The sequence below is a fragment of the Betaproteobacteria bacterium genome (genome assembly GCA_016720855.1).
In the GTDB taxonomy this organism is placed as follows: Bacteria; Pseudomonadota; Gammaproteobacteria; order Burkholderiales; family Usitatibacteraceae; genus FEB-7.
In genome coordinates this window covers 251,814-266,782 of the sequence record JADKJU010000001.1, presented here as the reverse complement: position 1 = coordinate 266,782, position 14,969 = coordinate 251,814, and the positions used below count along the sequence as shown (strand labels likewise).

8 protein-coding genes and 4 pseudogenes are annotated in these 14,969 nt (G+C 69.9%); 2 read left to right on the top strand and 10 right to left on the bottom strand.

All coding sequences use genetic code 11. The annotated features are described in order from the left end of the window. Positions 1 to 9: 9 nt before the first annotated feature. On the bottom strand, positions 10 to 4,725 hold the full coding sequence (locus IPP91_01110) for a DUF11 domain-containing protein (protein MBL0140682.1): 4,716 nt from the start codon (positions 4,723 to 4,725) through the stop codon (positions 10 to 12). 5 nt (positions 4,726 to 4,730) lie between these two features. On the opposite strand from IPP91_01110, the gene IPP91_01105 reads away from it, so the two are divergent. Continuing rightward, the gene (locus IPP91_01105; protein MBL0140681.1) at positions 4,731 to 5,444 is read left to right on the top strand and encodes a hypothetical protein; all 714 of its coding nucleotides are present in this window, start codon (positions 4,731 to 4,733) and stop codon (positions 5,442 to 5,444) included. 9 nt (positions 5,445 to 5,453) lie between these two features. Further along, positions 5,454 to 5,810, top strand: a complete 357-nt coding sequence (locus IPP91_01100; GenBank protein ID MBL0140680.1) for a hypothetical protein — start codon at positions 5,454 to 5,456, stop codon at positions 5,808 to 5,810. A gap of 40 nt (positions 5,811 to 5,850) precedes the next feature. Here the strand turns inward: IPP91_01100 and IPP91_01095 are convergent, their stop codons facing one another. The 9 genes and pseudogenes from IPP91_01095 to IPP91_01055 all read right to left on the bottom strand — a co-directional run bounded on the left by IPP91_01095 (position 5,851) and on the right by IPP91_01055 (position 14,464). After that, positions 5,851 to 6,333: a hypothetical protein gene (locus tag IPP91_01095; GenBank protein ID MBL0140679.1), complete on the bottom strand. Its 483-nt coding sequence runs from the start codon at positions 6,331 to 6,333 to the stop codon at positions 5,851 to 5,853. 48 nt (positions 6,334 to 6,381) lie between these two features. After that, positions 6,382 to 6,645: pseudogene (locus IPP91_01090) on the bottom strand (DUF11 domain-containing protein). A gap of 12 nt (positions 6,646 to 6,657) precedes the next feature. Further along, positions 6,658 to 6,972, bottom strand: coding sequence for a hypothetical protein (locus IPP91_01085; GenBank protein ID MBL0140678.1), 315 nt, complete (start codon positions 6,970 to 6,972; stop codon positions 6,658 to 6,660). Further along, a complete protein-coding gene (locus IPP91_01080; protein MBL0140677.1) occupies positions 6,927 to 7,538 on the bottom strand; it encodes a hypothetical protein in 612 nt (203 codons plus the stop codon). Before IPP91_01080 ends, IPP91_01085 begins: the two co-directional genes overlap by 46 nt. Positions 7,539 to 7,615: 77 nt before the next feature. Beyond that, a complete protein-coding gene (locus IPP91_01075) occupies positions 7,616 to 8,656 on the bottom strand; it encodes a DUF11 domain-containing protein (GenBank protein MBL0140676.1) in 1,041 nt (346 codons plus the stop codon). Positions 8,657 to 8,701: 45 nt separating this feature from the next. Beyond that, positions 8,702 to 10,159 carry a hypothetical protein gene (locus IPP91_01070; protein MBL0140675.1) on the bottom strand — a complete coding sequence of 486 codons (1,458 nt, stop codon included), beginning with the start codon at positions 10,157 to 10,159 and terminating at the stop codon, positions 8,702 to 8,704. Between the two features lie 477 nt (positions 10,160 to 10,636). Further along, positions 10,637 to 11,710, bottom strand: a pseudogene (locus tag IPP91_01065) (hypothetical protein). Between the two features lie 99 nt (positions 11,711 to 11,809). Then, a pseudogene (locus IPP91_01060) lies at positions 11,810 to 12,487 on the bottom strand (hypothetical protein). 99 nt (positions 12,488 to 12,586) lie between these two features. Continuing rightward, positions 12,587 to 14,464 (bottom strand): annotated as a pseudogene (locus IPP91_01055) (hypothetical protein). Positions 14,465 to 14,969 lie beyond the last annotated feature (505 nt).

Below are 14,969 nucleotides of genomic sequence, written 5' to 3'. Positions count from 1 at the left end.
TGGCGGCGCTCAATTGCTCACGCGGACCTGGTAGGACACGGAGCCGCTGCCACCCGAGAGGAGCGTTCCCGTGAGCGTCCAGATGACCGAACCCGTGCCGTTGACGGCCGGCTGCGTGGTGACGCCGCAGCCCGTGATGCTCGCGGGCAGCGCGCCGCAGGCGCCCGACTGGTACAGCGTGAACGACGGGGTGGCGTCCGTGACGACAATCGCCGAGACCGGGCCCGCGCTCGTGTTGGTGTAGGTGATCGTGTACTCGAGGATGTCGTTGGGCAGCGCCGTGCCGGACGTTCCCGCGGGACTGCCCTGCGTGACGTTGCGCACGGTCTTGGCGAGCGTGAGCCCCGCCCCGGCCGCCGCGCCGACCGTCGTGGTATCCGTGCGCACGTAGGTCTGCGCCCCGTTGAACGTCGCGGTCACCGCAATCACGTTCTGGGCGTTGTAGGGCGCGGCCCCGGGAATGCTGTCGCGCACGATGATGCAAACCGCGGCCCCGGCAACCGTGGCGACGGGCCCGGCGAGTGGCGCGGCCCCTTCGGCACCGTCGAGCGCACCGTTGCAGTTCGTGTCGCGGTAGATCGTCTGCGACCATCCCGGCACCGCCGGCGTGGCCACCGCGGTGGTCGAGAACGCGACGCTGCCCGCGAGCCCGGCATTGAACGTGTGCGGATAGAACACGACCGAGCCGGGGACACCGGTCTGCGCCCCGTCCGGCGCAAACGTGTTCACCGCGGCTGCCACGACGATCGTGTTGTCCGAGGCCGTGTTGTTGTTGGCCGCCGCCGCAGGCTCGCCGCCGCCGCTCACCGTGACGATGTTGAGCACCGACGGAATGGCTGTCGACGAAACGGCCACGGTGAGCGTGATGGCGGGTGCCGAGGTGCCGGCGGCGATCACGTTGGAGGTGGTGCAGGTGACGACCTGCCCCGCCGCGCCGCAGGTCCATCCGGCGCCCGAGCCGCTGACATAGGTGAGCCCGGCGGGCAGCGTGTCCAAGACCGTGACGACCCCGGTCGTGGCCAGCGATCCGGCGCCGTTGCTCGCGCTGATCGTGTAGGTGCCGTTCACGCCCGAGGTGAAATTGCCCGCATGCGTCTTGGCGATCGTGAGGTCCGGGGCCAGGATCGTCGTGTTCGCCGTGGACGAATTGTTTCCGGCGACCGGGTCGAAGACGCCCGCGGGGGCCGTCACCGTCGCGGTGTTCGACGTCGCTCCCAGGCCCGTCGCCGTGCCGCTGACGGTGAAGGTGACCGACGCTCCCGCCGGCAGCGTCGTGATGGTGCTGGTCACCACGTTGCCCGCGACATTGACCGCGCCGCACACTGCCCCGCCCGTGGCCGCGCCGCAGGACGCGCTCACGCCCGTGACTTGCGCCGGGACGGTATCGGCGACCTGCGCGCCATTGGCGGCGTCCGGCCCGTTGTTGACCACGTTGATCGTGTAGCTGAGCAGTTGGCCGGACCCGACGGCCGCCGGCGCGGTCTTGACGACCAGGACGTCGGCCACCGGATCGACGGTGAGCGTCGCGCTGGCGGCCACGGTATTGAAGCCGCCGCTCGTCGTGAGCGCGCCCACGGGAATCGTGTTGGTGTAGGACCCCTGCGTGGGCGCCGACACATTGATCTGGAATGTGCATGAGCCGTTGGCCGGCACGGTGCCGCCGGTCAACGTGACCGACGTGGCGGAGTTCGTCACCGCGCCGCCCGCGCAGGTGGTCGAGGTGGCGGGCGTACCGGCGGTCACCACGACGCCCGGATAGTTGTCGGTGACGGACGTGACAGTGATCGCAATGGGGTTCGGGTTGCCGATCGTGACGACGAGCGACGACACACCGATGGAGGCAAGGATGCTCGTCGGCGTGAACTGCTTGGCGACAGTCGGCGGCTGGGGCTGGACCGTGAGATTGGCCATGTTCGAGGCCGCGCCCGTCGCCGCCTCGGCGCTCGAGACGCCGCTCGCCTGGTTCGGGTGCGTGCCGATCACGTTGCCGAGCACCACCACCGTGACCGTGCACGAGCCGTTGGCCGGCAGGGTGAGGCCGACGAAGGCGAGGCCCGTCTGGCCCGCCGTGAGCGCGTTGCCCGCCGCCCCTGGACACGATCCGCCGGCCGCGCCATTGGCGTTGACCTGCATGTTGGCGAGTGTGTCGGAGAACGCGGCGCCGGTCAGCGGGATGCCGTTGCCGTTCGCGAGCGTGAAGGTGATCGTGGAGGTCGTGCCCAGCATGATTCCGGCGGGCGAGAATGCCTTGGCAATCGTCGGCGACGAGGCCGTCACCGTGAGGGTCGTGCTGTTGGAGGCCGCGCCGAGAGGCGCCTCCGTGCTGGACACGCCGGAGGTCTGGTTCGGATGCACGCCCGGAATGTCGCTGGAGACCACCAGGGTCACCGTGCAGGAGCCCGAGGCGGGCACGGTGAGACCGGTGATGGCGACGGCGCTCTGGCCAGCGATGAGGAAGTTCCCGGCGGCGCCCGCGCAGGTGCCTCCCGCCGCCCCGGCCGCGGCGACCGACATGTTCGCGAGCGCGTCGGTGAAGCCGGCCGACGTGAGCGGGGTGCCGAGCGGGTTGGTGATCGTGAGCGTGATTGTCGACGCCCCGTCCGACGTGATCGCCGCGGGCGTGAAGGCCTTGGTGATGACCGGTGCCACGGCCGATACCGTGAGGGTCGCCGTGTTGGATACGGCGCTCGCCGGCGCCTCGGCGCTGGTGAAGACCGACGTCGTGTTGTTGTGCGCTCCGGGAAGATTGCTCGTGACGACCACGGTCACAGTGCAGGATCCATTGGCGGGCACCGTGATCCCGGTGAAGGAAAGCGCCGTGTCCCCGGCGGTGAACCCGTTGCCGGCCGCGCCACCGCAAGTACCGGCGGCGGGCCCGGTGGACACGATCGCCATGTTCGCCAGCGTATCGGTGAAGGCCCCGGCCGTGAGAGCGACACCCAGCGTGTTCGTGAGCGTGAACGTCACTGTCGACGACGCGCCCGCGGCGATGATCGCGGGCGAGAACGCCTTTGCGATCGTCGGCGCAGCGGCGTTGACCGTCAGGGTCGCCGTGTTCGACACCGGGCCGACCGGCGCCTGCGCACTCGAAAGCCCAGAGGTGGTGTTGTTGTGGGTGCCCGGCCGGTCGCTCGTCACCACCGCGGTGACCGTGCACGAGCCATTGGCGGGGATCGTGAGATTGGACAGGGTCAGGGCCGCCTGCCCGCCCACGAAGACGTTTCCTGCCGCCCCGACGCAAGTGCCGCCCGCCGCACCGGCCACCGAGATCGCCATGTTCGTGAGCGCGTCCGTGAATCCCGCCGAAGTGAGCGCGATCCCGTTGGCATTCGAAAGCGTGAAGGTCATCGTCGACGTGCCGTCGGAGGCGATCGTTGCCGGCGCGAAAGCCTTGGAGATCGTCGGTGATGCTGCCCCCACCGTCAGCGTCGCGATGTTGGAAGCCGCGCCCGTCACCGCTTCCGCCGACGCGACCCCGGACGCCTGGTTGGGTTGTACGCCAGGGATGTCGCTCGTGACCACCACGGTCACGGTGCACGAACCGCTCGCCGGGATCGTGAGCCCCGCGACGGAGAGTGCCGTCTGGCCGGCCGTGAATGCATTGCCGGCCGCGCCCGCGCACGTGCCGCCCGCGGCTGCGTTGGCGCTGATCGCCATGTTGGCCAGCGTGTCCGTGAAGGTCGCCGCCGTGAGCGCGATGCCGTTGGCATTGGTGAGCGTGAACGTGATGGTCGAGGTGGCGTCCGCGGCGATCGCGGCAGGCGCGAACGCCTTCCCGATGGCCGGCGCGGCCGAGACGAGCAGGTTCGCGCTGGCAGGCGCCGCATTGGTGCCGGCATTGGCGCTCGAGACGGCGCCGGCTGCCAGCGTATTCGTGTAGGTACCTGGCGCGGCGGCGGTGATCGTGACGGTGACTGTGCAGGCGCTGCCCGCGGGAATCGTACCGCCCGTGAGCTGGATGCCCGCGTCACCCACGTTGAGGACACCCGCGCCACTGTCGGCCACCGCGCCGCCGCAGGTATTCGTGACCGTTGTGTTGGCGAGCGTCATTGCCCCCGGCACCACCGGGAACACGTCCGTGAACGCTACGCCGGTCACGGCGACGCCGTTGCTGTTGGACAGCGTGATGGAGAGGGTCGTCGTTCCACCCGACGCGATCGAAGCCACTCCGAAGTTCTTCGCGACAGTCGGGCGGTTCAGCACCGTCAGCGTCTGGTTCGTGACGCCGTTGGTCATGCCCGAGATCGCGGTGACCTGGGCGGCGCCGTTCACATAGGCGCCGGCCGTCGCGGAAGTAACGTTCACCGTGATCGTGCAGGCGGAGGCGCCGATGGCGGCGTTCACGCCCGTGCCGCCAATGGTGATCGTGCCGGTGCCCGCCGTCGCCGTGATCGTGGGCGCGCCGCCGCAGCCGTTCACGAGGCCATTGGGCGTACCGATCACCGCGCCGGCCGGCAGCGCGTCCGTGAAGGTAAGACCGGTGCGGACAGGTGCGCCCGCCGGATTGCTGATCGTGAAGGTCAGGACCGAGTTCTGCCCCACCCCCACCGTCGTCGGGCTGAACGCCTTCGTGAGCGTCGGCAGCGCCTGCACCGTGAGGGTCGAGCTCACCCCCGTCGTCGTGACGTTGGCCGCCCCGCTGATGTTCCCCGCGTTGGTGTTGTTGTAGATCCCCGCCGTGTTGCTGGTCACGTCCACCGTCACCGCACGAGGCCTGCGCCGCATTCATCGTGGCACCGGTCACCGTGATGACGCCGGTCCCGGCAGTCGCCGTGACCACGCCCGTGCCGCTCGGGCAGCTGGCCGTGACGTTCGGCGTGCCGGCGATCACCACGTTGGCCGGCAGCGTGTCGGTAAAGGTGATCCCCGCCTGCGCCGGGTTGCCCGCCCCGTTCGCGAGCGTGAAGGTGAGCGTGGAGGTCCCGCCCTGGCTGATCGTCGCCGGCGAGAACGCCTTCGTGAGGGAGGCCTGCGTGACGGTGAGCGTCTGGTTCGTGACACCGTTCAACATCCCGGCGATGGCGGTCACCTGGGCGGCGCCGTTCACGTACGCACCGGCCGTATTGCTCGTCACGTTCACCGTGATCGTGCAGACGGAGGCGCCGATGGCGGCGTTAACGCCCGTGCCGCCGACGGTGATCGTCCCCGTCCCCGCCGTCGCCGTGATCGTGGGCGTGCCGCCGCAGCCGTTCACGAGGCCATTGGGCGTACCGATCACCGCGCCGGCCGGCAGCGCGTCCGTGAAGGTAAGACCGGTGCGGACAGGTGCGCCCGCCGGATTGCTGATCGTGAAGGTCAGGACCGAGTTCTGCCCCACCCCCACCGTCGTCGGGCTGAACGCCTTCGTGAGCGTCGGCAGCGCCTGCACCGTGAGGGTCGAGCTCACCCCCGAGGTGTCCACCCGCTGCGTGGCCGAGATGTTGCCGGCGTTGGTGTTGCTGTAGATCCCCGCCGTGTTGCTGGTCACGTCCACCGTCACCGTGCACGAGGCCTGGGCGGCGCTCATCGTGGCACCGGTCACCGTGATGACGCCGGTCCCGGCAGTCGCCGTGACCACGCCCGTGCCGCTCGGGCAGCTGGTCGTGACGTTCGGCGTGCCGGCGATCACCACGTTGGCCGGCAGCGTGTCCGTGAAGTTGATGCCGGACTGCGCAGGGTTGCCCGCCCCGTTCGTGATCGTGAAGGTGAGGGTCGAGGTCCCGCCCTGGTTGATCGTCGCCGGCGCGAAGGCCTTCGTGAGGGATGCCTGCGTGACGGTGAGCGTCTGGTTCGTGACACCGTTCAACATCCCGGCGATGGCGGTCACCTGAGCGGCGCCGTTCACGTAGGCGCCGGCCGTATTGCTTGTCGTCACGTTGAGGGAGATCGTGCAGGTCGAGGCCCCCACGGCCGCGTCCACCCCGTCCCGCCCACCGTGAAGACACCGGCGCCTGCCGTGGCCGTGATCGTCGGCGTCCTGCTGCAGGTGCCCGCCACGCCGTTGGGCGTGCTGATCACCAGCCCGGCCGGCAGCGTGTCGGTGAAGGTGAGCCCCGTCCTGGCCGGGGCGCCCGCCGGGTTCGTGATCGTGAAGGTGAGCACCGAGTTCTGCCCCACCCCACCGTCGTCGGGCTGAACGCCTTCGTGAGTGTGGGCAGTGCCTGCACCGTCAGCGTCGAGCTCACCCCCGTGGTGTCCACCCGCTGCGTGGCCGTGATGTTGCCGGCGTTCGTGTTGTTGTACGTCCCCGCGATGTTCGACGACATCGACCGTCACCGTGCACGAGGCCTGCGCCGCGTTCATCGTGGCGCCAGTCACCGTGATGACGCCGGTCCCGGCGGCCGCCGTGACCACCCCCGTCCCGCTCGGGCAGGAACTCGTCACCGCCGGCGTCGCGGCGATCACCACGTTGGCCGGCAGCGTGTCGGTGAAGTTGATCCCCGACTGCGCCGGGTTGCCCGCCCCGTTCGTGATCGTGAAGGTGAGCGTCGAGGTCCCGCCCTGGTTGATCGTCGCCGGCGCGAAGGCCTGGTGAGGGATGCCTGCGTGACGGTCACCGTCTGGTTCGTGACCGCGTTGGTCATGCCCGAGATCGCCGTGATCTGGGCCGCCCTGTTCACCTTGGCCCCCAGCGTGGATCCCGTCACCGTCAGCGTGATCGTGCAGTCTGCCCCGCGTTCACGCGATCGAGGCGGCCGTGAAGGGCTGCGTGCCGTCACCGCCGTGAACGCCGGCGTGCCGCACTGCCCGTTGGTCGCCGGCACCGGCGGGTTGGCGATCGTGAGGCCGGCCGGCAGCGTGTCCGTGAACGAGGTCCCAGGTGGTGACCGCCCCGCCCGCCGTGTTGGTCACCGTGAACGTGAGCGTCGTCGCCTGCCCCAGACCCAGGTTCACCGCGCTGAACGCCTTCGTGAGCGTCGGCAGCGCCTGCACCGTGAGGGTCGAGCTCACCCCCGTCGTCGTGACGTTGGCCGCCCCGCTGATGTTCCCCACGTTGGTGTTGTTGTAGATCCCCGCCGTGTTGCTGGTCCGTCCACGGTGACCGTGCACGAGGCCTGCGCCGCATTCATCGTGGCACCGGTCACGGTGATGACGCCGGTCCCGGCAGTCGCCGTGACCACGCCCGTGCCCGACGGGCACGAACTCGTCACCGCCGGCGTCGCGGCGATCACCACGTTGGCCGACAGCGTGTCGGTGAAGTTGATCCCCGCCTGCGCCGGGTTGCCAGCGCCGTTGGCGAGCGTGAAGGTGAGCGTCGAGGTCCCGCCCTGGTTGATCGTCGCCGGCGCGAAGGCCTTCGTGAGGGAGGCCTGCGTGACGGTGAGCGTCTGGTTCGTGACGCCATTGAGCATCCCGGCGATGGCGGTCACCTGGGCGGCGCCGTTCACGTACGCACCGGCCGTATTGCTCGTCACGTTCACCGTGATCGTGCAGACGGAGGCGCCGATGGCGGCGTTCACGCCAGTGCCGCCAATGGTGATCGTGCCGGTGCCCGCCGTCGCCGTGATGGTGGGCGCGCCGCCGCAGCCGTTCACGAGGCCATTGGGCGTGCCGATCACCGCACCGGCCGGCAGCGCGTCGGTGAAGGTGAGCGCCGTCCTGGCCGGTGCGCCGGCCGGATTGCTGATCGTGAAGGTCAGGACCGAGTTCCTGCCCCACCCCCACCGTCGTCGGGCTGAACGCCTTCGTGAGCGTCGGCAGCGCCTGCACCGTGAGCGTCGAGCTCACCCCCGTCGTCGTGACGTTGGCCGCCCCGCTGATGTTCCCGCGCGTTGGTGTTGTTGTAGATCCCCGCCGTGTTGCTGGTCACGTCCACCGTCACCGTGCACGAGGCCTGCGCCGCATTCATCGTGGCACCGGCCACCGTGATGACGCCGGTCCCGGCAGTCGCCGTGACCACGCCCGTGCCCGACGGGCACGAACTCGTCACCGCCGGCGTCGCGGCGATCACCACGTTGGCAGGCAGCGTATCGGTAAAGGTGATCCCCGACTGCGCCGGGTTGCCCGCCCCGTTCGTGATCGTGAAGGTGAGGGTCGAGGTCCCGCCCTGGTTGATCGTCGCCGGCGAGAACGCCTTCGTGAGGGAGGCCTGCGTGACGGTGAGCGTCTGGTTCGTGACACCGTTCAACATCCCGGCGATGGCGGTCACCTGGGCGGCGCCGTTCACATAAGCGCCGACCGTCGCGGAAGTGACGTTCACCGTGATCGTGCAGGCGGAGGCGCCGATGGCGGCGTTCACCCCGGTGCCGCCAATGGTGATCGTCCCCGTCCCCGCCGTCGCCGTGATGGTGGGCGCGCCGCCGCAGCCGTTCACGAGGCCATTGGGCGTGCCGATCACCGCGCCGGCCGGCAGCGCGTCGGTGAAGGTGAGCGCCGTCCTGGCCGGTGCGCCGACCGGGTTCGTGATCGTGAAGGTGAGCACCGAGTTCTGCCCCACCCCCACCGTCGTCGGGCTGAACGCCTTCGTGAGCGTCGGCAGCGCCTGCACCGTGAGCGTCGAGCTCACCCCCGTCGTCGTGACGTTGGCCGCCCCGCTGATGTTCCCCGCGTTGGTGTTGTTGTAGATCCCCGCCGTGTTGCTGGTCACGTCCACCGTCACCGTGCACGAGGCCTGCGCCGCATTCATCGTGGCACCGGTCACCGTGATGACGCCGGTCCCGGCAGTCGCCGTGACCACGCCCGTGCCGCTCGGGCAGCTGGTCGACGTTCGGCGTGCCGGCGATCACCACGTTGGCCGGCAGCGTGTCGGTAAAGGTGATCCCCGACTGCGCCGGGTTGCCCGCCCCGTTCGCGAGCGTGAAGGTGAGCGTGGAGGTCCCGCCCTGGCTGGATCGTCGCCGGCGAGAACGCCTTCGTGAGGGAGGCCTGCGTGACGGTGAGCGTCTGGTTCGTGACACCGTTCAACATCCCGGCGATGGCGGTCACCTGGGCGGCGCCGTTCACGTACGCACCGGCCGTATTGCTCGTCACGTTCACCGTGATCGTGCAGACGGAGGCGCCGATGGCGGCGTTCACGCCCGTGCCGCCGACGGTGATCGTCCCCGTCCCCGCCGTCGCCGTGATCGTGGGCGTGCCGCCGCAGCCGTTCACGAGGCCATTGGGCGTACCGATCACCGCACCGGCCGGCAGCGCGTCCGTGAAGGTAAGACCGGTGCGGACAGGTGCGCCCGCCGGATTGCTGATCGTGAAGGTCAGGACCGAGTTCTGCCCCACCCCCACCGTCGTCGGGCTGAACGCCTTCGTGAGCGTCGGCAGCGCCTGCACCGTGAGGGTCGAGCTCACCCCCGAGGTGTCCACCCGCTGCGTGGCCGAGATGTTGCCGGCGTTGGTGTTGCTGTAGATCCCCGCCGTGTTGCTGGTCACGTCCACCGTCACCGTGCACGAGGCCTGGGCGGCGCTTCATCGTGGCACCGGTCACCGTGATGACGCCGGTCCCGGCAGTCGCCGTGACCACGCCCGTGCCGCTCGGGCAGCTGGTCGTGACGTTCGGCGTGCCGGCGATCACCACGTTGGCCGGCAGCGTGTCGGTGAAGTTGATCCCCGCCTGCGCAGGGTTGCCCGCCCCGTTCGTGATCGTGAAGGTGAGCGTCGAGGTCCCGCCCTGGCTGATCGTCGCCGGCGCGAAGGCCTTCGTGAGGGATGCCTGCGTGACGGTGAGCGTCTGGTTCGTGACACCGTTCAACATCCCGGCGATGGCGGTCACCTGAGCGGCGCCGTTCACGTAGGCGCCGGCCGTATTGCTCGTCACGTTGAGGGAGATCGTGCAGGTCGAGGCCCCCACGGCCGCGTCCACCCCCGTCCCGCCCACCGTGAAGACACCGGCGCCTGCCGTGGCCGTGATCGTCGGCGTCCCGCTGCAGGTGCCCGCCACGCCGTTGGGCGTGCTGATCACCAGCCCGGCCGGCAGCGTGTCGGTGAAGGTGAGCCCCGTCCTGGCCGGGGCGCCCGCCGGGTTCGTGATCGTGAAGGTGAGCACCGAGTTCTGCCCCACCCCCACCGTCGTCGGGCTGAACGCCTTCGTGAGTGTGGGCAGTGCCTGCACCGTCAGCGTCGAGCTCACCCCCGTGGTGTCCACCCGCTGCGTGGCCGTGATGTTGCCGGCGTTCGTGTTGTTGTACGTCCCCGCGATGTTCGACGTGACATCGACCGTCACCGTGCACGAGGCCTGCGCCGCGTTCATCGTGGCGCCAGTCACCGTGATGACGCCGGTCCCGGCGGCCGCCGTGACCACCCCCGTCCCGCTCGGGCAGGAACTCGTCACCGCCGGCGTCGCGGCGATCACCACGTTGGCCGGCAGCGTGTCGGTGAAGTTGATCCCCGACTGCGCCGGGTTGCCCGCCCCGTTCGTGATCGTGAAGGTGAGCGTCGAGGTCCCGCCCTGGTTGATCGTCGCCGGCGCGAAGGCCTTGGTGAGGGATGCCTGCGTGACGGTCACCGTCTGGTTCGTGACCGCGTTGGTCATGCCCGAGATCGCCGTGATCTGGGCCGCCCCGTTCACCTTGGCCCCCAGCGTGGATCCCGTCACCGTCAGCGTGATCGTGCACGTCTGCCCCGCGTTCACGTCGATCGAGGCGGCCGTGAAGGGCTGCGTGCCGTTCACCGCCGTGAACGCCGGCGTGCCGCACTGCCCGTTGGTCGCCGGCACCGGCGGGTTGGCGATCGTGAGGCCGGCCGGCAGCGTGTCCGTGAACGAGAGTCCCGTGCGGTTGACCGCCCCGCCCGCCGTGTTGGTCACCGTGAACGTGAGCGTCGTCGCCTGCCCCAGACCCAGGTTCACCGCGCTGAACGCCTTCGTGAGCGTCGGCAGCGCCTGCACCGTGAGGGTCGAGCTCACCCCCGTCGTCGTGACGTTGGCCGCCCCGCTGATGTTCCCCACGTTGGTGTTGTTGTAGATCCCCGCCGTGTTGCTGGTCACGTCCACGGTGACCGTGCACGAGGCCTGCGCCGCATTCATCGTGGCACCGGTCACCGTGATGACGCCGGTCCCGGCAGTCGCCGTGACCACGCCCGTGCCCGACGGGCACGAACTCGTCACCGCCGGCGTCGCGGCGATCACCACGTTGGCCGACAGCGTGTCGGTGAAGTTGATCCCCGCCTGCGCCGGGTTGCCAGCGCCGTTGGCGAGCGTGAAGGTCAGCGTCGAGGTCCCGCCCTGGTTGATCGTCGCCGGCGCGAAGGCCTTCGTGAGGGAGGCCTGCGTGACGGTGAGCGTCTGGTTCGTGACGCCATTGAGCATCCCGGCGATGGCGGTCACCTGGGCGGCGCCGTTCACGTACGCACCGGCCGTATTGCTCGTCACGTTCACCGTGATCGTGCAGACGGAGGCGCCGATGGCGGCGTTCACGCCGGTGCCGCCAATGGTGATCGTGCCGGTGCCCGCCGTCGCCGTGATGGTGGGCGTGCCGCCGCAGCCGTTCACGAGGCCATTGGGCGTGCCGATCACCGCACCGGCCGGTAGCGCGTCGGTGAAGGTGAGCGCCGTCCTGGCCGGTGCGCCGGCCGGATTGCTGATCGTGAAGGTCAGGACCGAGTTCTGCCCCACCCCCACCGTCGTCGGGCTGAACGCCTTCGTGAGCGTCGGCAGCGCCTGCACCGTGAGCGTCGAGCTCACCCCCGTCGTCGTGACGTTGGCCGCCCCGCTGATGTTCCCCGCGTTGGTGTTGCTGTAGATCCCCGCCGTGTTGCTGGTCACGTCCACCGTCACCGTGCACGAGGCCTGCGCCGCATTCATCGTGGCACCGGCCACCGTGATGACGCCGGTCCCGGCAGTCGCCGTGACCACGCCCGTGCCCGACGGGCACGAACTCGTCACTGCCGGCGTCGCGGCGATCACCACGTTGGCCGGCAGCGTATCGGTAAAGGTGATCCCCGACTGCGCCGGGTTGCCCGCCCCGTTCGTGATCGTGAAGGTGAGGGTCGAGGTCCCGCCCTGGTTGATCGTCGCCGGCGAGAACGCCTTCGTGAGGGAGGCCTGCGTGACGGTGAGCGTCTGGTTCGTGACACCGTTCAACATCCCGGCGATGGCGGTCACCTGGGCGGCGCCGTTCACATAGGCGCCGGCCGTCGCGGAAGTGACGTTCACCGTGATCGTGCAGGCGGAGGCGCCGATGGCGGCGTTCACCCCGGTGCCGCCAATGGTGATCGTCCCCGTCCCCGCCGTCGCCGTGATGGTGGGCGCGCCGCCGCAGCCGTTCACGAGGCCATTGGGCGTGCCGATCACCGCGCCGGCCGGCAGCGCGTCGGTGAAGGTGAGCGCCGTCCTGGCCGGTGCGCCCGACCGGGTTCGTGATCGTGAAGGTGAGGACCGAGTTCTGCCCCACCCCACCGTCGTCGGGCTGAACGCCTTCGTGAGCGTCGGCAGCGCCTGCACCGTGAGGGTCGAGCTCACCCCCGTCGTCGTGACGTTGGCCGCCCCGCTGATGTTCCCCGCGTTGGTGTTGCTGTAGATCCCCGCCGTGTTGCTGGTCACGTCCACCGTCACCGTGCACGAGGCCTGCGCCGCATTCATCGTGGCACCGGTCACCGTGATGACGCCGGTCCCGGCAGTCGCCGTGACCACGCCCGTCCCGCTCGGGCAGCTGGTCGTGACGTTCGGCGTGCCGGCGATCACCACGTTGGCCGGCAGCGTGTCGGTGAAGTTGATCCCCGACTGCGCGGGATTCGTGCCGGAGTTGGCGAGCGTGAAGGTGAGCGTCGAGGTCCCGCCCTGATTGATCGTCGCCGGAGCGAAGGCCTTCGTCAGCGCAGGCGAGACGCGGTTGACCACGAGGCATTGGTCGGTGACCCCATTGGTCACGTTGGCCAGCGCGCCCATGGCGCTCGCGCCGTTCGTGAACGCCGCAGCCGGGCAACTGGCGTTCACCTGGGAGGTGGCGTTGGTGAGCCCCGAAACCGTGATCGTGCAAATGGCGGTTGCCCCGCTCATCGCGAGCCCAGCCAGGGTCAGCACGCGGGTGCCCGCTACGTATGCACCCGTCGCCGGCCCCGAGCAGCCCGCGGAGTAGGCCAAGGCCGGCGTAGCCGACGAGACCGCGAGTCCGGTGGGCAGCGTGTCGGTGAAGTTGATCCCCGACTGCGCCGGGTTGCCGGCGCCGTTCGTCAGCGTGAAGACGAGGGTAGTCGTCAATCCGTCATTGATGGATGCCGCGCCAAAGGCCTTCGTGAGGGAGGCCTGCGTGACGGTGAGCGTCTGGTTCGTGACGCCATTGAGCATCCCGGCGATGGCGGTCACCTGGGCGGCGCCGTTCACGTACGCACCGGCCGTATTGCTCGTCACGTTCACCGTGATCGTGCAGACGGAGGCGCCGATGGCGGCGTTCACGCCCGTGCCGCCGACGGTGATCGTCCCCGTCCCCGCCGTCGCCGTGATCGTGGGCGCGCCGCCGCAGCCGTTCACGAGGCCATTGGGCGTGCCGATCACCGCACCGGCCGGCAGCGCGTCCGTGAAGGTAAGACCGGTGCGGACAGGTGCGCCCGCCGGATTGCTGATCGTGAAGGTGAGCACCGAGTTCTGCCCCACCCCCACCGTCGTCGGACTGAACGCCTTCGTGAGCGTCGGCAGCGCCTGCACCGTGAGGGTCGAGCTCACCCCCGTCGTCGTGACGTTGGCCGCCCCGCTGATGTTCCCCGCGTTGGTGTTGCTGTAGATCCCCGCCGTGTTGCTGGTCACGTCCACGGTGACCGTGCAAGAGGCCTGCGCCGCATTCATCGTGGCACCGGTCACCGTGATGACGCCGGTCCCGGCAGTCGCCGTGACCACGCCCGCTCCACTCGGGCAGCTCGAGGTCACGGCCGGCGTCGCAGCAATCACCACGTTGGCCGACAGCGTGTCGGTGAAGTTGATCCCCGCCTGCGCCGGGTTGCCCGCCCCGTTCGCGAGCGTGAAGGTGAGCGTGGAGGTCCCGCCCTGGCTGATCGTCGCCGGCGAGAACGCCTTCGTGAGGGAGGCCTGCGTGACCGTCAGCGTCTGGTTCGTGACACCGTTCAACATCCCGGCGATGGCCGTCACCTGGGCGGCGCCGTTCACGTACGCACCGGCCGTATTGCTCGTCACGTTCACCGTGATCGTGCAGACGGAGGCGCCGATGGCGGCGTTAACGCCCGTGCCGCCGACGGTGATCGTCCCCGTCCCCGCCGTCGCCGTGATGGTGGGCGCGCCGCCGCAGCCGTTCACGAGGCCATTGGGCGTACCGATCACCGCGCCGGCCGGCAGCGCGTCCGTGAAGGTGAGCGCCGTCCTGGCCGGTGCACCGGCCGGGTTCGTGATCGTGAAAGTGAGCACCGAGCTCTGCCCCACCCCCACCGTCGTCGGGCTGAACGCCTTCGTGAGCGTCGGCAGCGCCTGCACCGTCAACGTGGCGTTCACGCCAGTCGTCGTCACCCGCTGCGTGGCCGTGATGTTGCCGGCGTTCGTGTTGTTGTAGATCCCCGCCGTGTTGCTGGTCACGTCCACGGTGACCGTGCACGAGGCCTGCGCCGCATTCATCGTGGCACCGGCCACCGTGATGACGCCGGTCCCGGCAGTCGCCGTGACCACGCCCGTGCCCGACGGACACGAACTCGTCACGGCCGGCGTCGCGGCGATCACCACGTTGGCCGGCAGCGTGTCCGTGAAGTTGATGCCGGACTGCGCCGGGTTGCCGGCGCCGTTGGCGAGCGTGAAGGTGAGCGTGGAAGTTCCGCCCTGGTTGATCGTGGCCGGACCGAACGCCTTGGTGAGCGAGGCCTGCACCACCGTCAGCGTCGCGCTCGCCGCCGTGCCCGTCACCGCCACCGGTCCCGTCGCTGCCGGTGCCGCCGTCGTGTTGTTGGCCGCGCCCGGCGTGACGGAGGTCACGTTGAGGTCGATCTGGCAGGTGGCAGCCGGGGCGAGGCTCGCCACGTCGAAGCGGATCTCCAGGTGGCCCGCCGCGAGAGCGCCGAAGCCCCCCGCCCCGACTGCCGCCCGCGACTGGACGGTACCGCAAGCCGCCGGCGTGAACGACGCTGTC